The organism is Pseudomonas azerbaijanoccidentalis (genome assembly GCF_019145495.1).
GTDB classification, from domain to species: Bacteria; Pseudomonadota; Gammaproteobacteria; order Pseudomonadales; family Pseudomonadaceae; genus Aquipseudomonas; species Aquipseudomonas azerbaijanoccidentalis.
The window spans coordinates 61,040-84,938 of sequence record NZ_JAHSTU010000010.1 but is presented as its reverse complement, the minus strand read 5'-3'; the positions used below and the strand labels follow the sequence as shown (position 1 = coordinate 84,938).

The following is a 23,899-nucleotide window of genomic DNA, read 5'->3' as shown; positions in this document are numbered from 1 at the left end:
TCATGGGTATTGATCTTCCGCTGATCTGGGCCGTGATCATCATCTTCGGCATCATGATGTACGTGGTCATGGACGGCTTCGATCTGGGGATCGGGATTCTCTTCCCGTTCATTCCCGGCAAGACCGACCGTGACGTGATGATGAACACCGTGGCGCCGGTCTGGGACGGCAACGAAACCTGGCTGGTATTGGGCGGTGCGGCGTTGTTCGGCGCGTTCCCGCTGGCGTATTCGGTGGTGCTCTCGGCGCTGTACCTGCCGCTGATTTTCATGCTGATCGGGCTGATTTTTCGCGGCGTGGCGTTCGAGTTCCGCTTCAAGGCCAAGGACGACAAGCGACACTTGTGGGACAAGGCCTTCATTGGTGGTTCGGTTGCAGCAACGTTCTTCCAGGGCGTTGCTTTGGGGGCGTTCATCGATGGCTTACCGGTGGTCAACCGACAGTTCGCTGGTGGTTCACTGGACTGGCTGACGCCGTTCACCCTGTTCTGCGGTGCCGCGTTGGTGGTGGCTTATGCGTTGCTCGGCTGCACCTGGCTGATCATGAAGACCGAAGGCAAGTTGCAGGAACAGATGCATGATCTGGCGCGACCGCTGGCGTTCGTGTTGTTGGCGGTGATCGGTATCGTCAGTATCTGGACTCCGCTGGCCCATGCGGAAATCGCCGCACGCTGGTTCACCTTGCCGAACCTGTTCTGGTTCCTGCCGGTGCCGATTCTGGTGCTGGTGACGCTGTACGGTCTGATTCGCGCAGTGGCGCGCAATGCCAACTACACGCCGTTCCTGCTGACGCTGGTGTTGATCTTCCTCGGCTACAGCGGTCTGGGGATCAGCCTGTGGCCGAACATCGTGCCGCCGTCGATTTCGATCTGGGACGCTGCCGCACCACCGCAGAGCCAGGGCTTCATGCTGGTGGGCACGCTGTTCATCATCCCGTTCATCCTGGGCTACACCTTCTGGAGCTACTACGTGTTCCGCGGCAAGGTCACCCACGAAGACGGTTATCACTAGGCCTCAACACCACGAACCTGTGGGAGCGAGCCTGCTCGCGATGGCGTCCTCACAGACGCCATCGAGCTTTGACGGAGAATTGAGTCATGTCTGGCAAACATTCCCTGCACGACATCAAAGAGGCCGAAAAAAAACCGCTGTGGCAGCGGCTTGGCTGGCTGGCCCTGATCTGGGTTGGCAGTGTCGGTGCACTGTTCATCGTGGCCAGCCTGATGCGGATGTTCATGAACGCCGCCGGCCTGACCACTCACTGACATCCCATACCGTCGTCTTCGGACGCGGATTCATAACCCTCCGACCGGAGGGTTTTTTTTGACCGTTATTTGCGCGCTTTGAGAATCACGAACTTCGGCGTGGCCGCCACTTGCTCGACGCCGCGGAACAACCGCGCAAGCTTGCTGTGATAACCCAGGTGACGGTTGCCGACGATATACAACGCTCCCCCCACCACCAACGCTTCGCGGGCTTGCTGGAACATCCGCCAGGCCAGGAAGTCGCCGACTACTTGTTGCTGATGAAACGGTGGATTGCACAGCACTACATCCAGCGACTGGGCTTCCTGCCCGGCCAAACCGTCCCCGGCACGCACAATCACATCGCGCGCACCCAAGGCGGCCTGCCAGTTCTCGGCTGCCGACTGAACGGCCATGAACGACTCGTCCACCAAGGTGTAATGGGCGTCAGGGTTTTGCAGCGCACTGGCAATCGCCAGTACACCGTTACCGCAACCGAGGTCGGCCACGCGCGCCGTGCCGAGGTTTTTCGGCAAGTGCGGCAGAAATGCCCGTGTGCCGATGTCCAGGCCTTCACGACAGAAGACGTTGGCGTGGTTGAGCAATTCGATGGCCGGTTCGTCAAGGCGATAGCGCGTCGGGTAGGGTGACGTGGCAGCCGTTTTGTCTTCAGCTGTGGCAACCAAAAGCCGGGCCTTCTTCACCGCCAGCGATGCCTGTACCGGGCCGATGTAGCGCTCCAGCAAATCACCGGCCGCGCGCGGCAAATGTTTGATCATTGCGCCCGCGACTACCTGGGCACCGGGGGCGAGTTGGCCCTGCAGGCGGATCAACTGCTCCTCCAGCAATGCCAGGGTCTTCGGCACCCGGATCAACACCCGGTCGAATGGCCCCACAACGACTTCACTGGCGGGCACATGCTGTACTGCATCAAACCCCTGGCCATTGCGGGCCAGATTCTTTTCCAGCCCTTGCAAGGCCAGGAACGAATCACCGCTGCTGAGCACCTTGACCTTGCCAGCGAGGCTGGCTGCCAACGCGCCGAAACTGTCGTTCAGCACCAAAACCCGAGTGTCGATCGAGGGCTGTTGTTCGGCCAGATGGTTAAGCAGGTATTCGTCTGCCGCATCGAAGGCTTGCAGCGGTTCATTCTGCTGTTCGGGCTGGCGGATCAGGTCGAGGCTGGCGAAAGGCGTTTCGAGCAAAGGCATGGGGCGGGGCTCTGGGTAATCAACGGGTATCCGCACCCGGGGCATCTTGGCGGGCGGGGCCTTCCGAGTGGAATACGGCGTGGAAAACTTACACGTCATCACTCAGGATGGGACCGCGAATGGTACGTTTTTTTGTATCGGATTACTCGCAGGTTTCGCATCAGCGCATCGCAGTGCTGTTCATATAGCCGGCCTTGACAGCAGCAATGACGGCCGACACCTTGTTGTTGACCCCTAGTTTGCGGATGGCTTCCTGCACATGGAAATTGATGGTGCGAGCACTGAGGTTGAGAATCCTGGCGCTTTCGTAGGCGGTCTTGCCATCCGCCGCCAGCTTCAACACGTCGACTTCCCGGGGCGTTAAATGCACCGTCGACGTCTTTTGCGCGAGTTTGGGCATCGTCTGAAGCATCAATTGATGCAGATGATTGCCAATGAACACTGAGAAACCGAGGTTTTCGTACAGCTCCCACGAGCTGACCGGACAGTGGCTCCTGGCCAGGCTCAAAATGCTGCGCAAACCGGTATCGTCATCATGGACAGCTTGTGACCAGCCGTGCTGCAGGCCTTGTTGCTCCAGCGCATCCCATAGCCATGGCGTGTTGTTAAACAGGTCCTCACTCCACAGAACAGGAAGCATTGATTGATTGCAGTGAGCCACTATTGGATCAATTGCGCTGAACTTCTTTTTTTCATATTCGCTGTTCCAGTCGGCTGGGAAATTGTTAAAGCGCACGTCGTGAAAATATTCATTTTTTGTCGGACAACTTGTTGAAAATGCAAAAAATTTAAATCCGATATTTTTCGCAAAACTCAGGGAGGCCTTGTAGGCACTCTCTATGTCCTTGGTATTGGATAGTTGTATGAGTTGTAGCTCCTTCCACCGTTCCATCATTCGCTCCATGTGTAAGTGTTACTCGGGGGCGCTTGGATCCAAAAGGATGGCGCGAGTTGGAGTGTAGGACGATTCCTATAGTTCGCTGAGATTTTTTTGCTTTGCCAATGTTCTTTTAAACATATGTCTGGTTCTTAAACTTTGACCAAGGGGTAGAGTGTTTTGCATGTTGGGGTTAATACTATTTATCCAAAACTAACCAGATATTTAATGTGAGTAAAGAGTGTCATGAATAAGAATGAGCATTAATTCGGCTGCTCAAAGGCACCACAAATCATCGGTGTTTCTGCCGCTCACTTTGCGAGACACTGGGGCTGTTTGTTGAATGGAGTGCTCTATGACCGCCAGCGAAGAGAAATTTACCCGCCAGGCCTTGCTCGACGTCCAGCCATTGACCCCGAACCTGTTCACGCTGCGGGCTACGAGGGACGTCAGCTATCGTTTCCGTGCAGGGCAGTTTGCCCGCCTGGGCGTGACCAAAGCCGATGGCAGCACCGTCTGGCGCGCCTATTCCATGGTGTCTTCACCCCATGACGAGTTTCTAGAGTTCTTTTCCATCGTCGTGCCGGGGGGCGAGTTCACCAGCGAACTGAGCCGACTCGGTGTTGGCGATACCTTGCTGGTCGACCGTCAGGCCTTTGGTTACCTGACGCTTGACCGTTTCGTCGACGGACGGGATCTGTGGCTGTTGTCTACTGGCACCGGCATTGCGCCGTTTCTCTCGATCCTGCAGGACTTTGAAGTCTGGGAGAAATTCGAGCGAATCATCCTGGTCTACAGCGTGCGCGAATCCGCTGAGCTGGCGTATCAGGAGCTGATTGCGGGGCTGGCACAGCGCGAGTATCTGAAGGAATTCGCACACAAGCTGCAACTTATCAACACGGTGACGCGAGAACGGCATCCTGGCGCGCTGAACGGTCGGATCACCACGCTGATTGAAAATGGCGAGCTGGAGCGCGCCGCCGGCGTAGCACTGACCCCAGAGCATTCGCGGGTCATGCTCTGTGGTAACCCGCAAATGATTGATGACACTCGCAAATTGCTTAAGCAGCGAGACATGCATTTGAGTCTCAGCCGCCGTCCCGGTCAGGTCGCCGTCGAGAATTTCTGGTAAAAAAAAACGGCGCCTCAGGGGGCGCCGTTTTCGAGCAATCATTCATTCAAGGCTGTCTGTTCTGAGCTTTGAGCAGGTCACGAATCTCGCCCAGCAACTCTTCTTCCTTGGTCGGAACCGGCGGCAGGGTAGGAGCGACCGCTTCTTCACGCTTGAGACGGTTGATGGCCTTGACGCCCATGAAGATCGCGAAGGCGACAATGACGAAGTCGATCAGTGTCTGAATGAATTTGCCGTACGCCAGCACTACGGCCGGCGCCTCGCCCTGAGCGGCCTTGAGGGTAATGGCCAGGTCACTGAAGTCCACGCCGCCGATCAGCAGGCCGATGGGAGGCATGATCACATCGCCCACGAACGACGTCACGATCTTGCCGAAAGCAGCGCCGATGATGATACCGACGGCCATGTCGATCACATTGCCTTTGACCGCGAAGGCCTTGAACTCGTTAAGCACGCCCATAGGTTATTTCCTTGTTACAGATGAGGTTGGTGAACGCAGTGTAAATCAGTCAAGTGCATCCTGCCCGAAACAACTGCTTACGATGCTTGCCTGCAATCGACCGGACGCGTGCCAAAAAGTTTAGCGCTCAACCCCGTCATCAGGCGGTTTCGCCCATCTGGATCCGGGTTTCTGAGCTGATGTTGAGGAGTGATAATGATGGGGGGAAGAGGGCGGGCACCCACATAGAGATGCAGTAAGCTTCACTGTAAAACTTCGAACTGATGGCCTTGAGCGGTTTAACCCGGATATAGGTTGTCGGGCACTTCGTTCGGTTGATTTTAGGAAGGGCAGCTATTTAATATTATCCATGGCTGATGTGCGGTTATATGCACCAAAGTTGTTAAGTAGAGTGACAGATGTTTTTTGAATTCTTGTACGCTGATATTTGAGATCGTTAATTTTTGTATAAGTTTTGTTGCCTGTTCTTTGGGCGTACTGGAGTTTCTTGTGCAGAATTTGTATAGCTTTTTTGAGTTGCAGTAGAGGCATTTTGCCTTGTTCGACAATAAGTTCGTCCGTCGATTTTTTCAGTTAATAGTTGTGATTTTGCTCGTCACGAAAATTGAGAACAGATCGATACAATTCCCCATCCGTTCCGACAACCGCATGGCGCTGATTGCTCTCACCTGAGCTATCATCGGGATTTTGCCGGGAGTTCAGATGGCCAAGGCCAAGCGCATGTACGGCTGCACCGAGTGCGGCTCAACCTTCCCGAAATGGGCCGGCCAGTGCGGCGAATGCGGTGCCTGGAACACCCTGACTGAAACCATGGTGGAAAGCGGCGGGGCAGCGGCGCCCAGCGGGCGCACGGGGTGGACCGGCCAGCAGGCGCAGATCAAGACCCTGGCCGAAGTCAGCGTTGAGGAGATTCCACGTTTCTCCACCGCGTCCAGCGAGCTCGACCGGGTGTTGGGCGGCGGCCTCGTCGATGGTTCGGTGGTGCTGATCGGCGGTGACCCCGGTATCGGCAAATCGACCATCCTGTTGCAAACCCTGTGCAATCTCGCCAAAAGCATGCCGGCCCTGTACGTCACGGGGGAAGAATCCCAGCAGCAAGTGGCCATGCGTGCACGTCGCCTGGGGTTGCCGCAGGATCAGCTGCGGGTCATGACCGAAACCTGCATTGAAACCATCATCGCCACGGCGCGTCTTGAAAAACCCAAGGTCATGGTGATCGACTCGATCCAGACGATCTTCACCGAGCAACTGCAATCTGCACCGGGCGGCGTCTCGCAGGTGCGCGAAAGCGCGGCATTGTTGGTGCGTTACGCCAAACAGAGCGGGACGGCGATTTTCCTGGTGGGTCATGTCACCAAGGAAGGCGCGCTGGCCGGTCCACGCGTGCTGGAGCACATGGTGGACACCGTGTTGTATTTCGAAGGCGAGTCCGATGGCCGTTTGCGTTTGCTGCGGGCGGTGAAAAACCGTTTCGGTGCGGTTAACGAACTCGGCGTGTTCGGCATGACCGACAAGGGTCTGAAAGAAGTCTCCAACCCATCGGCGATTTTTCTGACCCGTGCGCAGGAAGAAGTCCCGGGCAGTGTGGTCATGGCAACGTGGGAAGGCACCCGCCCGATGCTGGTGGAAGTCCAGGCGCTGGTGGATGACAGCCATTTGGCCAACCCTCGACGCGTAACCCTGGGGCTCGATCAAAACCGGTTGGCGATGTTGTTGGCGGTGCTGCACCGACACGGCGGCATTCCGACCCACGATCAGGATGTGTTCCTCAACGTGGTCGGCGGCGTGAAAGTGCTGGAAACGGCTTCCGACCTGGCGCTCATGGCCGCCGTCATGTCCAGTTTGCGCAATCGGCCACTGCCCCACGATTTGCTGGTGTTCGGCGAAGTCGGCTTGTCCGGCGAAGTGCGCCCGGTACCCAGCGGTCAGGAACGTCTGAAGGAAGCGGCCAAGCACGGTTTCAAACGGGCCATCGTGCCGAAGGGCAATGCGCCGAAGGAATCGCCAGCGGGATTGCAGATTATTGCCGTGACGCGTCTGGAACAGGCGCTCGACGCGCTCTTCGAGTAAACGCCAGACCTATAGGAGCTGCCGCAGGCTGCGATCTTTTGATTTAAATGGATACGACCGGCACCCGAAATCAAAGATCGCAGCCTGCGGCAGCTCCTACATCGCTTGTTCAGACCTCGATCAGTGCGCCCAACTCCCGCTCCAGTTCCTGCGGATCAGCCAGGTTCAACTCGATCAACCGTCGCAACCGCTGGATCGACTCCAGGCTGATGTGGCGGCAGACAAACCCTAACTGGCCGTTTTCTTCATGGGCCAGTTGCACATCCATTTCGATATCGACGTCATCGCTCAGGTGGATGTCTACGAAAAATTCCTGTCCGGCATCACCCAGCCAAGGCTCGGGACGCTCGATCAATAGCCCCTTGAGCGAGAGGTCGATCAGCTTCACCGGCCAGATGTATTCACCCTGGCTCAGCTCGGTTCGGGCATCGAACGCAATACGTTTGAAGCGACGGCGATTGGCGGGGTGCTCGCTCATGGCGCAATCCTCTGGATGTTCGCTGACTATAGACCCGCATCATTGAAATCTGCCAGCCAGGACGGCTCTAGACCAACGTTGGGGTATGGCCTTTACCGTCAGGAGAGCTAAACTCGGTGTGGCTGTCTTTCTTGTCCACTCTGGCTGGAATAATAAAATGAAAAATAATAATAGCCCGCTACGCCATCTACCCTGGCTGGTGCTGGCAATCGTAGGGGCGTGCGCCCTGGGTGTAGTGGCACTGCGCCGAGGTGAGGCAATCAATGCCTTGTGGATTGTGGTCGCGGCTGTGGCCATCTATCTGGTTGCGTATCGTTACTACAGTCTGTTCATCGCCAACAATGTGATGCAGCTCGACCCGCGACGGGCCACCCCCGCCGTGCTTAACAATGACGGTCTGGACTATGTGCCGACCAACAAACACATCCTCTTCGGTCACCACTTCGCGGCCATTGCCGGCGCGGGGCCGCTGGTCGGTCCGGTGTTGGCGGCGCAGATGGGGTATCTGCCTGGCACGCTGTGGCTGATCGCGGGTGTGGTGTTGGCGGGTGCCGTTCAGGACTTCATGGTCCTGTTCATGTCCACCCGCCGCAACGGTCGCTCCCTGGGCGACATGGTCCGTGAAGAAATGGGCCGCATCCCCGGCACCATCGCGCTGTTCGGCTGCTTCCTGATCATGATCATCATCCTCGCGGTGCTGGCGTTGATCGTGGTGAAGGCTCTGGCTGAAAGCCCGTGGGGCATCTTCACGGTGATGGCGACCATCCCGATCGCAATGTTCATGGGCATCTACATGCGCTACATCCGCCCGGGTCGCATTGGCGAAATCTCCGTGGTCGGCGTATTGCTGCTGCTGGGTTCGATCTGGCTCGGCGGGCAAATTGCTGCCGATCCGGTGTGGGCCAAGGCGTTCACTTTCAATGGCGTTCAGATTACGTGGATGCTGGTCGGTTACGGTTTTGTGGCCGCCTCGTTACCGGTTTGGCTGATCCTGGCACCCCGTGACTACCTCTCCACGTTCCTGAAAATCGGTACCATCGTCGCCCTGGCCATCGGGATTCTGGTGACCATGCCCGAGCTGAAAATGCCGGCACTGACCCAATTCGTCGACGGCACGGGCCCGGTGTGGAAGGGCGGTCTGTTCCCGTTCCTGTTCATCACCATCGCCTGTGGCGCGGTATCGGGTTTCCACGCGCTGATTTCCTCCGGCACCACGCCGAAGCTGCTGGATAACGAGGTCAACGCCCGTTACATCGGTTACGGCGGCATGTTGATGGAGTCGTTCGTGGCGATCATGGCCATGGTCGCCGCTTCGGTGATCGAGCCTGGCGTTTACTTCGCCATGAACAGTCCGGCTGCCGTGGTCGGCGGTGATGTGGTGGCTGTGGCACAAACCGTCAGCAGCTGGGGCTTTGCAATTACCCCGGAAGCCCTGCAGGCGGTGGCCAAGGACATCGGTGAAACCACCATCCTCGCCCGTGCCGGCGGCGCGCCGACCTTGGCGGTCGGTATTGCGCAGATTCTGCACAGTGTCCTGCCGGGTGAAAACACCATGGCGTTCTGGTACCACTTCGCGATCCTGTTCGAAGCGCTGTTCATCCTGACCGCGGTAGACGCCGGTACTCGTGCCGGTCGCTTCATGCTGCAGGACTTGCTCGGCTCGTTCGTGCCGGCGCTGAAACGTACCGAATCCTGGACCGCCAACCTGATTGCCACCGCCGGTTGCGTGGCGATGTGGGGCTGGTTGCTGTATCAGGGCGTGGTCGATCCGTTGGGTGGCATCAACACCTTGTGGCCGCTGTTCGGTATCTCCAACCAGATGCTGGCCGGTATCGCGCTGATGCTCGGCACCGTCGTGCTGATCAAAATGAAACGCCAGCGCTACGTCTGGGTGACCATGCTGCCAGCCGTTTGGCTGCTGATCTGCACCACCACGGCCGGCTTCATTAAGCTGTTCGACGCCAACCCGGCGATTGGCTTCCTGGCCCTGGCGAGAAAATACAGCGATGCACTGGCCAATGGTCAGATCCTCGCCCCGGCCAAGGACATCAATCAGATGCAACACGTGATTTTCAACGCCTACACCAACGCAACGCTGACCGCGCTGTTCCTGTTCGTGGTGTTCAGTATCCTGTTCTATGCGCTCAAGGTCGGCATTGCCGCCTGGGGTAAAAAAGAACGTACGGATAAAGAATCGCCGTTCCAGGCCCAGCCGGACGCGTAATCGAGGATTTGCAGCATGTTCAATGACCTGAGTCGCCTCGGTAAATACCTCGGTCAGGCCGCGCGCCTGATGGTCGGCATGCCCGACTACGACAACTACGTCGAGCACATGCAAACCAAGCACCCGGACAAACCGGTGATGAGCTACGAGATGTTCTTCCGCGAACGTCAGGAAGCCCGTTACGGTGGCAAGGGTGGGCCGAAGTGCTGTTGATCCGGTTGTCGGATTAACAGCAAAACCTGTGGGAGCGAGCCTGCTCGCGATGGCGGCTGAACATTCAACGTCACTGTTGATTGACAGTCCGTCATCGCTAGCAGGCTAGCTCCCACATTTATTTTGTGTTGATACTTTAATTTTGTGAGACAGGAGATCCAGTTTGTCCTCTCCCATCCCGGTAACAATCCTCAGCGGCTTTCTCGGCGCCGGTAAAACCACTCTGCTGCGGCACCTGCTCAAAGCCGAGCACGGCCTGAAAGTCGCCGTGATCGAGAACGAATTCAGCGACGCCGGTATCGACACCCAACTGCTGGGCGACGAACCGGTCCAAGTGATGACGCTGTCCAACGGCTGCGTCTGCTGCACCATCCACACCGACCTGACCAAGGCCTTGTACCTGCTGCTCGAACGCCTGGACAGCGGCGACATCGCCTTCGATCGTCTGGTGATCGAATGCACCGGCCTGGCTGATCCTGCGCCGGTCGCGCAGACCTTCTTCATCGATGAAGAGCTGCGCGAGCGCTATATCCTCGACGGCATCATCACGCTGGTCGACGCGTCGCACGCCGAGACCCACCTGACCCAGACCATCGCCCAGGCGCAGATCGGGTTCGCCGACCGTTTGCTGGTGAGCAAACGTGATCTGGTGGACGAACCCACCTTCACCGCGTTGAGCGAGCGCCTGACCCGCATCAATCGACGCGCACCGATCCGCGTGGTCGACCACGGCCAGATCGATCTGGCCGAACTGCTCGATGTGCGTGGTTTCAACCTCAACGCTGACCTCGGAGGCGGTGTGAGTTTGCGCCCGGTGAGCCAGGCCCCTTCCATCGACCGCATTTCCAGCTTGGTGCTGCGCACTGACAAGCCGCTGGATATCGACAAGCTCAGCGAGTTCATGAACGAGCTGCTGGAAGAGCACGGTAAACAACTGCTGCGCTACAAAGGTGTCCTGAGCATCGTGGGTGAACCACGGCGCATGGTGTTCCAGGGGGTGTTGAAGCTTTACGGTTTCGACTGGGATACCGAGTGGACCGATGACGAAGTGCGTGAAAGCGTGATCGTGTTTATCGCCGATGATTTGCCGGAAGAGAAAATCCGTGAAGGGTTCGCCCGAGTTGCGGCCGAGTGAAATGTTAAATATTGAGACGCACGGCATTCATCAAATAGGTGTGGATGGATGTCGGGCGATAGTTGGAAGGGTTTTGTTACTTTTCAGTAGTGAGCATTTAGTGGGTGCTCGAATTGGTATCTGTGCTAAACGATTGCAGTATGTTTTTGTTTGATTGACTTTGGTTGTTGGTGCTGTAGAGGCGGGGTTAAATGGCGTTACATTAAGTTTGCTTTTCAGATGCGTCGGTTTTTGTTTTCTGGTGTTAGTTTTGTCAGGTGCCACTTAGGGCGCCTCGCAATTTTATATCTGGAGACATATATGAAAGATCAAGTTATGGACATGTCGGGTGATTTCGCCAGCGAGTTCGAAGCCTACGTCAAGGCAGGTGTCAACAAGATGGCTGGCCTTGAAGTGATGGCGACAACTGCAATCACTTGCGAAAGCCTGGGCTGCACGTTCGGCTGCTAAGCCTCTCGTAACATGTGGCGGGTCTCCCGACCCGCCATGCTGGTTAAGGTGGCAGAGCATGCTGGCTGATATTCTGACGTTTCAAGAGCGTGAAGCATCGGGTGCAGGTCGTGACGTCGATGTCGATGCTCTGTGCAGTACCCTGCATATGTTGCATAAGGATGATCGTGCCGTTACGCGCTATTTCGGGTTGGGTAAATCCGACTTGATTCATTGGTTTGGAAAGCAGTCCAAGCGAGAAAGTAAATACTCGACACTGGAAGAGTTTGAAAGAAAGATTCATCTTGTTGGTTCATTGGCTAAGGCTGGTAACAATAGCAGCGCACGCCGTGAAACCTTTGAAGGTTTTTATGAGGCCTTGCTTGGTTACTTTGAGTGTGTGTTTAAAAGTGACGCTAGATACGTAGAGGCTAGCAATCATTTTGATGCCGGATCGTTGCTTTCAAGTCTCAGGCCCTATGTTTTAACCAGTATCAAACGTCTGTCTGAAAAGTCACTTGTACATTGTCTCAATACACGAATATCAGAGGGCGTGGAAACTGACCTGGAAAGCTTCGAGCATTACTTGAGTGCCGGCGCAACAGGTCCGATCCTGGAGGCCTATCCGGTACTGGCCGACTTGCTGATTCGACATTTGGAAGGTACATCGGCTTACCTGTACAAAATCATCTTCCATTTTGCTGACGATGTTGATGTGCTGATGCAGGTGTTCGATCTGCCAGACCGTCGAATCGACTCGATCGAACTCGGATTAGGCGATCCTCACGCTGACGGCGAAACGGTTTGCGCCGTCCGGATCGCAGGTACATCGCTGGTCTATAAGCCGAGAAGTAATCGGGAAGCGCAGCTCTATAGTTCGCTTCTGATGCTGTTGCACCAGAAAACCGCGGACGAGTGTTTCTCTGCAAAAACGCCATCAATGGTGAGCAGTGACGATCACTGCTGGATCGAAAAAATCGACAATCACGCCTGCGAAAACAACGCCGAACTCACCTTGTTCTATCGACGGATGGGGGCGCAGATCGCGCTTGTTCACGCGTTGAACGGCATCGACTTCCACTACGAAAATATCATCGCCTGTGGGAGCAGCCCTGTTCTCATCGACCTTGAGTGCCTGTTGACCGCCTCGATGATCGACCTGCAGGGCGATCTGCCCAGCACCGGTGCGTTGTTCAAAACCCTGAAGTTCAACAGCCAGTCAGTGTTTTCGACGGGTTTTGTTCCCTACTCACCCGATTCTGAAAATGATTTCAGTGGCCTGACGGCTCAGAAACAGTTCACCAGCACGGCAAGGCAGTTGATCCGCGAGCAAGGTTTCTATCATTTGAAGCGGATCAAGGTCGACAAAACGCCGCTCATCAAACACCTGCCGATTTTCGAGGGAGCGCAGTATTCACTGGGTACCTATCAAGACGCGTTTCTTGAGGGTTTTGGATTTGCCTACGATGAGGTCATGACACATCAGGCAGCAATACTGGAGCTGATTAATCAGCACGCCGCGCGGTTGAAAACACGTGTGTTGATCAAGAATACCCAGCGCTATATCGATTTCATCGAGCTGACGCTGCACCCACGTTTCACGCAGTGCATGCTTCAACGGCAATTGCTGCTGGCGACGTTGTGGTCTGAATCCAACGAATCACTCATCAAAAAAAATGTGGCCAGCCATGAGTTGATCGATCTTGAGCGCGCCAACATCCCCAGTTTCACCATGCCGATCGCTTCGAGCGATCTGTTCAATGCTCATGGTGCTTTTGTCGCCTCAATCGAGATCGACAGTCCCCTGGAGAGTTGCCGGCGAAAATTGAGCTCGCTTTCCCCAAGCAACAAAACATTCCAGTTGCTCATCTTGAAGGAGTGTCTGTTTCCTTCGGGCAATGGAGCCTCGCCCATGAATAGACGGCATGTCAGTACCGACATCCCCAACGTGCAGGCGACGCAGTATCTGGCAGGCGCTTTGAAAGTGGCAGACGCCATCGAGCGGTTGAGAATCGATGGCGCAGAAGGGGATGTGGCGTGGACTTTCCTCAACTCCCATCCGACCACCCGGCGCAGTTATCTCTCGCCGATGACCAATAGTCTGTACAGCGGGATGGGCGGTCTGGCGGTTTTTTACATGAGTCTGTACCGAGTCAGTGGCCAGACTGAGCACCTGGTCAGGGCGGATCAAATCGTCGACTCGATGGCCAGATCCCGCGAGCATTTTGACAGTGACATGGCGGTCAGTGCGTATTTCGGTCTGGCGTCGTATCTCTATGTGCTGGTCAATCACCAACAGGTGACGGGCCGGGATATTCACGCAGCGACGATTGATGAGTTGCTACTCAAACTCGAGGATTTTCCACAACAAGGAGACGAGTTCGACTTCCTCAACGGTTGGTGCGGGACCGTCACGTTGTTGGTGAACCTCTATCAGCTCCAGCCGCGACAACGGCTGATCCCATTGATCGAAAGGTACGCCGCAGCCATTCGGGCGGAACTGGTGAAAGAAGACGGGCGGTTTTTGCGCAAGGCCAGCGTAACACCGCTACTCACTGGATTCTCCCATGGGATTTCCGGCGTTCTCCAGGCGCTGGCCAAGGTTTACGAGGTGACAAAAGACACGTCGTTGATTGCGTTAACGATTGACCTGCTGGAAGACGAAAACCGTCAGAAGGGCCAGGGAGGTTGGCTCGACCTGCGTGAGCCGTCCATTCCCTCGCACATGACTAAGTGGTGTCACGGCGATGCCGGGATTCTGATTTCCAGGCTGCAACTCATGCACGCGCTGAAAGATGTGTTCGATGCCGAGCATCTGGCGATGGTGGAGGGTGATATTCGTTGGTGCGAAAGCAATATCTGGCGCCATGGCCTCGGTTCCGGTTACAGCTTGTGCCACGGAGATTTCGGCAATCTGCTGTGTCTGCTGGCGCTTTATCGCAGCACGGGAAACAACCTGGGTATTGAGCGGAGCCTGCAAGAATTGTCCGGGGTAGCCGAGAGTCTCTTCAACGAAGATTTCATGGGGCAAGACAGCGTGCCTGTACTCGGGATGATGCTGGGTTTGGCGGGTGTCGGTCAGGCACTGTTGTGTGCGGTCAATCCAACAGTGCCTGATGTCCTGACGTTGACCTTCATGCAGTCGAACCCAGCAACCGTTGCTCAAGATCAGCCAGGTGCTGTGTCACCAGCCGAACCGCTGCGTTGACGTCGGCCCGCTCCACGGCCTCGACAATAGCGGCATGCGCATGCTCGATGTGATCGTAGGCAGTCTGTTGTTCGCATTGGGCGATTGCCAGTGACGTCATGGGAACCAGGCTGCCTAAAAAGTGCGCCAGTGGTGCGTTTCCCGCCATGTCGGCCAGTTGCAGGTGAAACTCACCAGACAGGCGGATCGCCGCTCCGTGCTGGCCACGAGCCTGCTTTTGCCGGTAATTGTCGATCAGAGCACGCAGCGCTTTGACTGCAGCCGGGCGTGGTTGCTGGCAGGCGAGCTGGATGAGCGTGGTTTCAGTGAGACGGCGCGCGTGGAGTATTTGGCGAGTTTGTTCGGGGGCCGGTGCCGCGATTTGTGGACGATGATTCGGGCGCAAAATAACGATCTGTTCATGGGACAGGCGTGTCAGCACCCGGCGTACATGGCTGCGGCTGGCGCTGAACATTTGTCCCAGGCTTTCTTCGGTGAAGCGACTGGACGCAGAAATACGCTGCTCAAGAATTGCATCGAATACCCGTGGATAGAGGTCGTCCACCAGGGACTTGTCGTGACGAGCACGGCAAAAGGGCAGGGCCGCCGGTGTTTCACGACTGTATTGCACCAAGGCTAAGCTATTCATGGCCTGTCTCCGCTTTGCAAATGTTCAACTGCCGAAATTGTCTTCCGGGATGTTCAACTCGATGCCCATCCGCTGGCCTTCCCGAAGAATGTGTCGACGCATCTCGGCGCTGGCCTGGGCGCTGTTTTTGTTGCGGATCGCCCGCACCACGGCTTCGTTTTCTTCAAGGCGTTCGGCCAGGTGCTCCGGGGAGTTGCGCAACACTTCGGCGCTCTGCTTGAGGGCGTTGCTGGTCTGCTGCACCACGCTCTGGAAAATCGGATTGGATGTCAGCGTGAACAACTCTTCGTGGAAGGCGATGTAGGCGTTCACGCCGGCCTCACTGTCATTGGCTTCCAGGGCTTCGCGCATGTCCATCAGGGTCAGGCGCAATTGCCCGACTTCCTTGCTGCTGATGGACTGCGCCACCAGGCCAACGATGAACGGCTCCAGGGTGTAGCGCAGTTGCAGCACGTCTTCCAGGCTGGCGGCGGCCACGGCGCTGTCATGCGACTGGCTGTCAGCGAGATGCGCTTCGAGCACCACGACGCCTTTGCCCGGCATCGAGCGCACCAGGCCGAGGGTTTCCAGCACGGTCACCGCTTCACGCAGGCTCGGACGGCTGATGCCCAGTTGTTCGGCCAACTCACGCTGCCCCGGCAGCATTTCCCCGGAGCGCCACTGACCACGGGCCAGTGCGGCCCGAAGCTTTTCCACGACTGAATTTACAACGGTCGACGAGGTAATCACTGTTCGCTCCATGAGCATCTGTAGCGTTTGTTGGCCGTGCCTGCCCGGGAGCAGGCACGGCGGCTATTCAAAATTCCTGCTGGTGCGCCGGTGCCACCGGTTTTCTCGGCTGGAAGGTATAACCCACCTGACCGGAAAGCACCTTGTTGGCGCGCTGCACGTCGATGTCTTTTTCCCAGCGGGCAATGGCGACGGTCGCGACGCAGTTGCCGATCAGGTTGGTCAATGCCCGGCCGATGCCCATGAACCAGTCCACGGCCAACACCAGCACCAGGCCCACCACCGGGATCGCCGGAATCGCCGTCAGCGTCGCGGCCAGAATCACCAGCGCCGAGCCGGGGATACCGTGCGCGCCTTTGGAGGTGATCAACGACACCAACAGAATCGTCAGCAGGTCGGTCATTGCCAGCGGCGTGCCGGTGGCATTGGCGATGAACACGATGGCCAGGGTCAGGTAGATCGAGAAACCGTCGAGGTTGAACGAGTAACCGGTAGGAATCACCAGCCCGACCGTCGAACTGCCGATGCCCAGGTGTTCAAGCTTGCGCATGATTTGAGGCAGCACAGCGTCGGATGACGCAGTGCCCATGACGATCAGCAACTCTTCGCGCAGGTACTTGAGCAACGGCCACATCTTCAGGCCGGAGAGGCGCATGACCAGACCAAGAATCAGCGTCACGAAGGCGATGCAGGTCAGGTAAAACAGACCGACGAGGCTGCCCAGGTGTTGCAGCGAGTCCAGGCCATACTTGCTGGTGGTGAAGGCGATTGCACCGAACACACCGATCGGCGCCAGGCGCACGATCATGCCCATGATGCGGAAGATCACGTGGCTGAGTTCATTGATCAGCCGCGAAATACCCGACGCCGCCTCGCCCACCAGATTCAAGGCGCTGCCGAACAGTACCGAAAACAGCAGGACTTGCAGGATGTTGTTGTCAGCAAAGGCACCGATCACCGACGTCGGAATCAGGTCCATCAGGAACTGCGTGGTGGTGTGCATGTGCTGGCCGCGCTGGGCGATGTCGCCCATGTCGGCGGCGGAAAGTTGCTCCAGATGGATGTTTGCGCCGCTGCCGATTCCCGTGCTGAAGGCGAAGACCAGACCGATCACCAGGGCAATGGTGGTGAGAATTTCAAAATAGATCACTGATTTGAGGCCGATGCGGCCGACCTTCTTCAAGTCGCCGGCACCGCTGATGCCGCTGACCACTACGCAGAACACAATCAGGCCGATGAGCATTTTGATCAGCTTGATGAAACCGTCACCGAGCGGTTTGAGCTGAGCGGAGTATTCGGGAAGGGTCAGCCCACAGACGATGCCGAGCACCAGTCCGAGAACCACTTGGAGGAAGATTGAACGCGAGCACCATCTGAGCATGGGAGGAATCCTGGTCGGTGTCCTGGCTGCCGTGTGCGGAGCACATCAGATTCAGGACTTAATTATTGTGGTCTTACCGGTATGTCCAGTGCAGGCGCAGTCTACGCTCGGTTTTTTCCCGATTACAAGCGCAAATCCAAAAATTGGCATGACCGGTCTGACCAGTGGTGCGGTGGCGTTCTGTTTCGGAAAAATGCGAATGGACGAAAGCCCGACCACGTGTGGCCGGGCTTTGGGTTTTGCCTGATCAATAAGGCGTCGCCCAGTGCGTCCGATTTAGAAGTGAAGTTGGGATGTTTATTGAAAGGGTGAATAAATTATTAATGATCAGCTCGTGTTTAGTTGTTGTCAGATCTCGTCCGGGTCACTGAGGAAAGAGGCGTTTCGCTCGTTAATGCGCAACTTGAATACCAACCCTTGATCGTCAACTTCGGCCATGTAGCTGTAAGGCGCGCCTCGACGACGAATACCACCGATTTGCTTTGAGTGGCGAGTCTTCAACCGGACCCGCTGAAGATCATTGCCCATATTTTCAAGAGTGATGATCCGGTTTTCCAGACTCAGTAGGTTGAACGATGAAGTGTCACTGCCAGCAGGAAGAAATGCACCAAGAACCCCGGCAAAGTCCTTGCTCACGCAATGGCCCGTGTAGGTGGCATGGGAGCGGATGTAAAGGTGGTAGTAGTCATCGGTGCATCGGAAGTAAATCGTCAGTGGCGCCGCATCCTGAACGTCCTGGAGCGCGCGACGGCCCAACAGGTGAGAGTCGTCCCGTGGTGTAGGAGCGCCCGTGTAGAACCCGCCGGAATACAGTGTTTCGTTGCGCATGGCGGGGGCGCCATGCAGTTCGCCTAGAAAATCTACGTGCTGATTGTCCAGTTCCAAAGTTGCTATAAAAGACTTCTGTCTATTGGTAGCCATTAATTCGTCCTTGAATTGTATAAGTTAACAAGTGTTCGTTGGTTAGATGTGTGGTTGGTGTATTCGAAAGATAACAGTAACAGTGAAGTTTCTTTATGGGCGGGATTTTTTAGGCGGCTATTGTTTCAGGCTTTTAGAGGCGAACGCTTCGCCATGACATTAGCGCAGACGAAAAAAAACCGGCCAATCACTTGGCCGGTTTTTGTTGTTGCGGTTAGCGGGCTGATTAAGCGCCGTACACCGGCAGCTTCTTGCAGACAGCTTTTACTTTTTCACGAACAGCGTCGATCACCGCTTCGTTGTTCAGGTCAGCCAGGATGTCGCAGATCCAGCCGGCCAGTTCCTTGCACTCTGCTTCCTTGAAGCCGCGAGTGGTCACAGCCGGGGTACCGAAGCGCAGGCCGGAGGTGACGAACGGGGAGCGTGGGTCGTTTGGCACGGAGTTCTTGTTCACGGTGATGAACGCTTTGCCCAGAGCGGCGTCAGCATCTTTACCGGAGATTTCCTGCTTGATCAGCGACAGCAGGAACAGGTGGTTTTCAGTACCGCCGGAAACCACGTCGAAACCGCGCTCGATGAATACGCTGGCCATGGCCTGGGCGTTTTTCACCACTTGTTGCTGGTAAACCTTGAACTCAGGCTGCAGTGCTTCCTTGAAGCAGATTGCCTTGGCGGCGATCACGTGTTCCAGCGGGCCACCCTGGGCGCCCGGGAATACCGCGGAGTTCAGCTTCTTCTCGATGTCGGCGTTGGCGCGAGCCAGGATCAGGCCGCCACGTGGACCGCGCAGGGTCTTGTGGGTGGTGGTGGTCACGACGTCAGCGAAAGGGACCGGGTTCGGGTAGACACCAGCGGCGACCAGACCGGCCACGTGGGCCATGTCGACGAACAGGTAAGCGCCCACTTTGTCGGCGATGGCGCGGAAGCGTGGGAAGTCCAGAATCTGCGAGTAGGCAGAGAAACCGGCCACGATCATTTTCGGCTTGTGCTCAACAGCCAGGCGCTCGACTTCGTCGTAGTCGATCAGGCCGTTGCCGTCGATGCCGTACTGAACGGCGTTGTACAGCTTGCCGGAGGACGAAACGCTGGCACCGTGGGTCAGGTGACCGCCGTGGGCCAGGCTCATGCCCAGGATGGTGTCACCGGCCGACAGCAGGGCCAGGTAGACAGCGGCGTTGGCCTGGGAACCCGCGTGCGGTTGAACGTTGGCGTAATCGGCGCCGAACAGCTCTTTGGCGCGGTCGATGGCCAGTTGCTCAACGATGTCGACGTACTCGCAACCACCGTAGTAGCGCTTGCCCGGGTAGCCTTCGGCGTACTTGTTGGTCAGTACCGAGCCTTGAGCTTCCATCACCGCAGGGCTGGTGTAGTTTTCCGAAGCGATCAGCTCAATGTGCTCTTCCTGGCGCTGAGCTTCTTGCTCCATGGCGGCAAAGAGATCGGCGTCGTACTTGGCAATAGTCAAATCACGGCTGAACATGGCGGTCCTCAAGGATCGGGGGCAGAAAAGGGGGGCATTCTAACCCAATGGGTTTTGGAAGGCATATGAAACGACATCATGTCGCAGACAAGTGGTGCTCATGACCCCAAAGTCAAAAAATCGCAGCCTTCGGCAGCTCCTACAGGGAAACGCATTCCAAATGTAGGAGCCGCCGAAGGCTGCGATCTTTTCAGGCTCAACACTGAGTCTCAGTCGAACATGAACAGCGCATCATTGCTGAACTGCACTTCAAACTGCCCGGCCGGCATCGGGCGCCCGAACAGGTAGCCTTGCACCTCGTCGCACCCGTGTTCCCGGAGGAAGTCCAGCTGCTCATGGGTTTCCACACCCTCGGCGATCACCGCCAGGTTGAGGCTGTGGGCCATGGCGATGATTGCGCGGGCGATCTGTGCATCCTGCTCACCGGATGGCAGGCCATCGACGAACGTGCGGTCGATTTTCAGCACGTCGATCGGGAACTGCTTGAGGTAGTTGAGCGATGAGTAGCCCGTGCCGAAGTCGTCGACCGCAATGCTCAGGCCAAGGTTTTTCAAGCCGTCGAGGATCTGCATCGCCTCGCTGACTTCGCGCATCAGGATACTTTCGGTCAACTCCAGCTCCAGGCACGCCGGCGGCAGGCCGGTTTCCTTGAGGATGGTGGCGATCCGCGTACCGAGTTGACCGTCGGAGAATTGCCGCGCCGAAATGTTCACCGACACTTTGGGAACACGCACTTTGGCCTGATGCCAGGTCTTGAGTTGGCGGCAGGCCTCGCTGATCACCCAATCGCCCACATCCACCACCAGGCCAAGCTCTTCGAGCACCGGTATGAAATCTCCCGGCGGTACCAGGCCACGGCGCGGATGACGCCAGCGCAGCAGGGCTTCGGCGCCAGTCAAACGTTTGCCATCACCGCTGAATTGCGGCTGGTAATACAGCACGAATTCGTTCTGTTCCAGGGCGTGGCGCAAGTCGCTTTCCAGTTCCAGGCGCTCCAGGGCGCTGGCGTTCATGTCCGCCTGATAGAACTGGAAGTTGTTCTTGCCGCGCTCCTTGGCGTGGTACATCGCGGTGTCGGCGTTCTTCATCAACTGGCTGAGTTCGTTGCCGTCTTGCGGGCTCAGCGCGATGCCGATGCTGGCCGTGACAAAGAATTCGCGGCCTTCGAGCACGAACGGTTTCACCAGGCTGGCAAGAATCTGTTCAGCCACGTGAATGGCCCGGTTCAAGGCAATTTCGCGGTTGGCACGCGGTTGCAGCAGCAAGGTGAACTCGTCGCCGCCCATGCGCGCCACGGTGTCGTCATCGTCGACGCAGCCGAGCAGGCGTGTGGCCATTTCCTTGAGCATGCGGTCGCCGGCGGCGTGGCCCAGGGAGTCGTTGATCGGTTTGAAGCGGTCGAGGTCGAGGAACATCAACACCACCCAGGACTTCTGTCGTTCAGCCGCTTGCAACGCCGTGTGCAAACGATCCTGGAACAGCGTGCGGTTGGGCAGGTGCGTCAGTGCGTCGTAATAGGCGAGGCGATGAATCCGCTGCTCGCTGGCCTTGCGCTCGCTGATGTCGCTGAAGAAGCATACGTAGCTGGCGAGGTCGCCTTCGTCGTCCAGCACCGCCGTGATACCGACCCACGCCGGGTAGTGCTCGCCGTTGCGCCGGCGCAGCCAGACTTCGCCTTCCCAGGTGCTGTGCTGGTTGAGTTGCTTGAGCACATAACGCAGGTGGGCTTCTTGCTGTTCGTCGACGGTCAGCATGTTCGGCAACTGGTCGAGCACTTGCTCCACGGCATAACCGCTGACACGGCTGAAGGCTTCGTTGGCCTGGACGATGTAGCCGGCCGGATCGGTGATCAGGATCGCCGAGGTCGAATGTTCGAATACCGTGGCGGCCATGCGCAGGTCTTTTTCGGCACGACGCTGCTGGCTGATGTCGCGCCCGACGCCGAGCACGCCTTCGAAGGCGCCGTGTTCGTCCCAGACCAGCACCAGACGCAATTCAATCGGAATCTTGCGGCCATCGGCCCGCAGGCAGTCAAACAGGAACAACTGGGTTTGCACCTGGCTGCGCAACAGCGCCAGTTGTTCGGGGTGATCCAGCGCCTTGCTGACCCGGTCCATCAGGCTGTAGATGCCGGCCAGTTGCTGCGGGTTGGCGATGGTCGATTGCCAGCCGTTCTGGAAAATCCACTCGGCGTCGTAGCCGAGCACGGCTTGCACCGACGGGCTGACGTAGTTGAGGGTCATGCGGCTGTCGGTGGAAAAGATCACATCGCTGATGCTTTCGGCGAGCATCCGGTAGCGCTGCTCGCTGTCGCGCAGGGATTCGCTGGCTTCGATCTGTTCAGTGACGTCCTTGGCCACGCCGATGATGCGGGTCACCTGATCATGCTTGTCCCGCGCCAGTGCCTGTTCGCGAATGTCGAAGCGCCGCCACTCACCGTCGCGGTGACGGAAACGTAATTGGCATTGCATCAGTTGGCTGTAACCGCCCTGACGCTGGCTCTGGCGAGAGCGGTGGTAATAATCGGCATCGTCCGGGTGCAGCAGGATTTCCCAGAAATACTCGCCCATCTGCTGCAGTTCGGCGCGGTTGTAACCCAGGGTCTGGCCCAGATGGTGGTTGCTGAAGATCATTCGCTGGCTGATCACGTCCTGCACGTACAAATGATCGGGAACGGTGCGCACCACGTCAGACCAGAAGCCTTCGCGCTCCAGCAGTGACAGCTCAATGAGCTTGCGGCTGGTGATATCAGTGATGCTGAGGATCACGGCTTTGTAGTCGGCCGGGTCTTCCGGCAGGCGCAACACCAGCCACAGGTGTTGCTCGCGGCCGGTGGCGTCCTGCAGTTTGATTTCCAGTTCCAGCTGCTTTTGCTGATTGAGTACCGCTTCAAGCACCTGATTGCCGATGGCGCTACCGTCCAGCGGGTTGCCGTCTATCAGCAGGTCCCAGGCCTGTTGGGACGTGTTGACATTGAGCAGTTGCAGCGCGACCTGGTTCACCTCGGTAATGCGCAGCTCCTGGAGCAATTGCCGACGCTGTTCCGGATCCGCAAGCCATGCATGCAGCTGCTCGTTGCTGTGCAGTTGCGCCTTGTCGAAGACGTTCTTGAGGCTGCCCATGTCGAGCACGCACAGCGCAACGCCGGTACCCTCGAAAATCTCCTGATAGCGGCGACGTCCTTCATGCAGCTGGCGCTGACGGCGACGCATGTTGAGCAGAACGATGAACGGCAGCATGGAGAAGGCCAGTCCCAACAGGCATTTGCCGATGAAGGCCGGTAACAGTTCTTCGAGCACGCGCTGGCGATCGAACAAACCACGCAGTTGCCAGTCGCTGCTGCTCAGGGGAACGGTCAACACGCTGTTGCTCACATCGTCCTGGGTCAGCGTGCCCGGATTGACCAGCGGCAACGACTCATCACGGCTGATGATCTGGTGATTGAAGCGGTTTTCCACCAGCCACAGCGGCCGGTCGCCGGCTTCATTGAGTTTGGTCAGGGACGTCAAGAATGTCGGCTTCAGGCGCAAGGCCCAGTAGCCGCGGGTGCTGCCGCTGGCTTGATGCAGCAGCAGGTGCACCACTGAGCCATCGATGGCATTGCTGAAGTAATGAGGCTGGGCACGACTGCGCCGGACCAGCTCGGCCAGGAAGTCGGCATCTTCGCTTTTGCTGGCGCTGTCGTTGAGGATTCTGCCCGAGGGGCTGAGCAAGGCCAGGCTCATCAGGTCGGGTAACGACTTTTGCAGTTTGCGCAGCAACTCCTGCTGTTCGTCGGCCGATTGCGGCTGTTCGACGATCGGCAGCAGGTTAAGGGCGATTTGCGCGTTGAGCGCCATGTTCAGGCTGACTTGCGCCGCGAGGTCTGCGGTGTAGTCGATGGTGTACTGGCGCTGGCTTTTCTGGGTTTCGCGCAACTGATCCAGCAGTTGCCAGAACATCAGGGCGAGCAGCATCAGCACCAGTGTCGCCAGTGCGCCTTTGAGGGTGCCGCGCAGGGGCGAACCGGGCGCCGCAGTGGGTGCGCTGGTGGTCAGGGACGGAGGGACGTTGGACAAACTGTAATCCTGCGGTTTGGCT

General features: G+C 57.3%; 19 protein-coding genes. 9 read left to right on the top strand and 10 right to left on the bottom strand.

The window, feature by feature from the left end; genetic code table 11:
• Positions 1-2 precede the first annotated feature (2 nt).
• Both cydB and KVG88_RS26355 read left to right on the top strand, forming a co-directional pair.
• A complete protein-coding gene (gene cydB, locus KVG88_RS26360) occupies positions 3-1,010 on the top strand; it encodes a cytochrome d ubiquinol oxidase subunit II (protein WP_150701529.1) in 1,008 nt (335 codons plus the stop codon).
• Positions 1,011-1,096: 86 nt separating this feature from the next.
• On the top strand, positions 1,097-1,264 hold the full coding sequence (locus KVG88_RS26355; protein ID WP_150701528.1) for a DUF2474 domain-containing protein: 168 nt from the start codon (positions 1,097-1,099) through the stop codon (positions 1,262-1,264).
• A 65-nt stretch (positions 1,265-1,329) separates the two neighbouring features.
• On the opposite strand, the gene KVG88_RS26350 is transcribed toward KVG88_RS26355, so the two are convergent.
• Together KVG88_RS26350 and KVG88_RS26345 are read right to left on the bottom strand one after the other, a co-directional pair.
• Positions 1,330-2,454 carry a methyltransferase gene (locus KVG88_RS26350; protein ID WP_217873187.1) on the bottom strand — a complete coding sequence of 375 codons (1,125 nt, stop codon included), beginning with the start codon at positions 2,452-2,454 and terminating at the stop codon, positions 1,330-1,332.
• Positions 2,455-2,614: 160 nt separating this feature from the next.
• The gene (locus KVG88_RS26345; RefSeq protein WP_217873186.1) at positions 2,615-3,346 is read right to left on the bottom strand and encodes a helix-turn-helix transcriptional regulator; all 732 of its coding nucleotides are present in this window, start codon (positions 3,344-3,346) and stop codon (positions 2,615-2,617) included.
• Positions 3,347-3,686: 340 nt separating this feature from the next.
• Between KVG88_RS26345 and KVG88_RS26340 the strand changes: the two genes are divergently transcribed.
• On the top strand, positions 3,687-4,463 hold the full coding sequence (locus tag KVG88_RS26340; protein ID WP_217873185.1) for a ferredoxin--NADP reductase: 777 nt from the start codon (positions 3,687-3,689) through the stop codon (positions 4,461-4,463).
• A gap of 46 nt (positions 4,464-4,509) precedes the next feature.
• Here the strand turns inward: KVG88_RS26340 and mscL are convergent, their stop codons facing one another.
• Entirely contained in the window at positions 4,510-4,923 is a 414-nt protein-coding gene (gene mscL, locus KVG88_RS26335; RefSeq protein ID WP_150701524.1) for a large-conductance mechanosensitive channel protein MscL, read from the bottom strand.
• 702 nt (positions 4,924-5,625) lie between these two features.
• Here mscL and radA point away from each other — a divergent pair.
• Positions 5,626-6,993 (top strand): DNA repair protein RadA, encoded by a 1,368-nt coding sequence (radA, locus tag KVG88_RS26330; RefSeq protein WP_150701523.1) that lies wholly within the window; start codon positions 5,626-5,628, stop codon positions 6,991-6,993.
• A gap of 109 nt (positions 6,994-7,102) precedes the next feature.
• On the opposite strand, the gene KVG88_RS26325 is transcribed toward radA, so the two are convergent.
• Positions 7,103-7,471 carry a PilZ domain-containing protein gene (locus tag KVG88_RS26325; protein ID WP_217873184.1) on the bottom strand — a complete coding sequence of 123 codons (369 nt, stop codon included), beginning with the start codon at positions 7,469-7,471 and terminating at the stop codon, positions 7,103-7,105.
• Between the two features lie 157 nt (positions 7,472-7,628).
• Between KVG88_RS26325 and KVG88_RS26320 the strand changes: the two genes are divergently transcribed.
• From KVG88_RS26320 to lanM, 5 genes are all read left to right on the top strand, one after another.
• Positions 7,629-9,695 carry a carbon starvation CstA family protein gene (locus KVG88_RS26320; protein WP_150701521.1) on the top strand — a complete coding sequence of 689 codons (2,067 nt, stop codon included), beginning with the start codon at positions 7,629-7,631 and terminating at the stop codon, positions 9,693-9,695.
• Between the two features lie 15 nt (positions 9,696-9,710).
• Complete coding sequence (locus KVG88_RS26315) at positions 9,711-9,908, top strand: YbdD/YjiX family protein (protein WP_007895266.1); 198 nt, start codon at positions 9,711-9,713, stop codon at positions 9,906-9,908.
• Between the two features lie 163 nt (positions 9,909-10,071).
• Complete coding sequence (yjiA, locus tag KVG88_RS26310; protein WP_217873183.1) at positions 10,072-11,043, top strand: GTPase; 972 nt, start codon at positions 10,072-10,074, stop codon at positions 11,041-11,043.
• Positions 11,044-11,343: 300 nt separating this feature from the next.
• Positions 11,344-11,493 (top strand): hypothetical protein, encoded by a 150-nt coding sequence (locus KVG88_RS26305; RefSeq protein ID WP_191630450.1) that lies wholly within the window; start codon positions 11,344-11,346, stop codon positions 11,491-11,493.
• Positions 11,494-11,551: 58 nt separating this feature from the next.
• Entirely contained in the window at positions 11,552-14,680 is a 3,129-nt protein-coding gene (gene lanM, locus KVG88_RS26300) for a type 2 lanthipeptide synthetase LanM (RefSeq protein WP_217873182.1), read from the top strand.
• On the opposite strand, the gene KVG88_RS26295 is transcribed toward lanM, so the two are convergent.
• The 6 genes from KVG88_RS26295 to KVG88_RS26270 all read right to left on the bottom strand — a co-directional run bounded on the left by KVG88_RS26295 (position 14,607) and on the right by KVG88_RS26270 (position 23,877).
• The gene (locus KVG88_RS26295; protein ID WP_217873181.1) at positions 14,607-15,308 is read right to left on the bottom strand and encodes a GntR family transcriptional regulator; all 702 of its coding nucleotides are present in this window, start codon (positions 15,306-15,308) and stop codon (positions 14,607-14,609) included. The two genes, lanM and KVG88_RS26295, sit on opposite strands and share 74 nt — an antisense overlap.
• Positions 15,309-15,332: 24 nt before the next feature.
• A complete protein-coding gene (locus KVG88_RS26290; protein ID WP_150701517.1) occupies positions 15,333-16,037 on the bottom strand; it encodes a FadR/GntR family transcriptional regulator in 705 nt (234 codons plus the stop codon).
• A gap of 67 nt (positions 16,038-16,104) precedes the next feature.
• On the bottom strand, positions 16,105-17,418 hold the full coding sequence (locus tag KVG88_RS26285) for a C4-dicarboxylate transporter DctA (RefSeq protein ID WP_217873180.1): 1,314 nt from the start codon (positions 17,416-17,418) through the stop codon (positions 16,105-16,107).
• Between the two features lie 348 nt (positions 17,419-17,766).
• Positions 17,767-18,246, bottom strand: coding sequence for a hypothetical protein (locus KVG88_RS26280; RefSeq protein ID WP_217873179.1), 480 nt, complete (start codon positions 18,244-18,246; stop codon positions 17,767-17,769).
• Positions 18,247-18,565: 319 nt separating this feature from the next.
• Positions 18,566-19,819, bottom strand: coding sequence for a serine hydroxymethyltransferase (glyA, locus tag KVG88_RS26275; protein ID WP_150701513.1), 1,254 nt, complete (start codon positions 19,817-19,819; stop codon positions 18,566-18,568).
• Between the two features lie 209 nt (positions 19,820-20,028).
• Positions 20,029-23,877, bottom strand: a complete 3,849-nt coding sequence (locus KVG88_RS26270) for a sensor domain-containing protein (protein ID WP_150701512.1) — start codon at positions 23,875-23,877, stop codon at positions 20,029-20,031.
• Between the last annotated feature and the right edge of the window lie 22 nt (positions 23,878-23,899).

Bases quoted from the DNA above. Each gene is read 5' to 3' on its own strand.
- cydB (WP_150701529.1), top strand. From the start codon at position 3: ATGGGTATTGATCTTCCGCTGATCTGGGCCGTGATCATCATCTTCGGC.
- KVG88_RS26325 (WP_217873184.1), bottom strand. From the start codon at position 7,471: ATGAGCGAGCACCCCGCCAATCGCCGTCGCTTCAAACGTATTGCGTTC.
- mscL (WP_150701524.1), bottom strand. From the start codon at position 4,923: ATGGGCGTGCTTAACGAGTTCAAGGCCTTCGCGGTCAAAGGCAATGTG.
- KVG88_RS26285 (WP_217873180.1), bottom strand. From the start codon at position 17,418: ATGCTCAGATGGTGCTCGCGTTCAATCTTCCTCCAAGTGGTTCTCGGA.
- KVG88_RS26305 (WP_191630450.1), top strand. From the start codon at position 11,344: ATGAAAGATCAAGTTATGGACATGTCGGGTGATTTCGCCAGCGAGTTC.
- radA (WP_150701523.1), top strand. From the start codon at position 5,626: ATGGCCAAGGCCAAGCGCATGTACGGCTGCACCGAGTGCGGCTCAACC.
- KVG88_RS26355 (WP_150701528.1), top strand. From the start codon at position 1,097: ATGTCTGGCAAACATTCCCTGCACGACATCAAAGAGGCCGAAAAAAAA.
- glyA (WP_150701513.1), bottom strand. From the start codon at position 19,819: ATGTTCAGCCGTGATTTGACTATTGCCAAGTACGACGCCGATCTCTTT.
- KVG88_RS26340 (WP_217873185.1), top strand. From the start codon at position 3,687: ATGACCGCCAGCGAAGAGAAATTTACCCGCCAGGCCTTGCTCGACGTC.
- KVG88_RS26280 (WP_217873179.1), bottom strand. From the start codon at position 18,246: ATGCGCAACGAAACACTGTATTCCGGCGGGTTCTACACGGGCGCTCCT.
- KVG88_RS26315 (WP_007895266.1), top strand. From the start codon at position 9,711: ATGTTCAATGACCTGAGTCGCCTCGGTAAATACCTCGGTCAGGCCGCG.
- KVG88_RS26345 (WP_217873186.1), bottom strand. From the start codon at position 3,346: ATGGAACGGTGGAAGGAGCTACAACTCATACAACTATCCAATACCAAG.
- KVG88_RS26295 (WP_217873181.1), bottom strand. From the start codon at position 15,308: ATGAATAGCTTAGCCTTGGTGCAATACAGTCGTGAAACACCGGCGGCC.
- KVG88_RS26320 (WP_150701521.1), top strand. From the start codon at position 7,629: ATGAAAAATAATAATAGCCCGCTACGCCATCTACCCTGGCTGGTGCTG.
- KVG88_RS26350 (WP_217873187.1), bottom strand. From the start codon at position 2,454: ATGCCTTTGCTCGAAACGCCTTTCGCCAGCCTCGACCTGATCCGCCAG.
- lanM (WP_217873182.1), top strand. From the start codon at position 11,552: ATGCTGGCTGATATTCTGACGTTTCAAGAGCGTGAAGCATCGGGTGCA.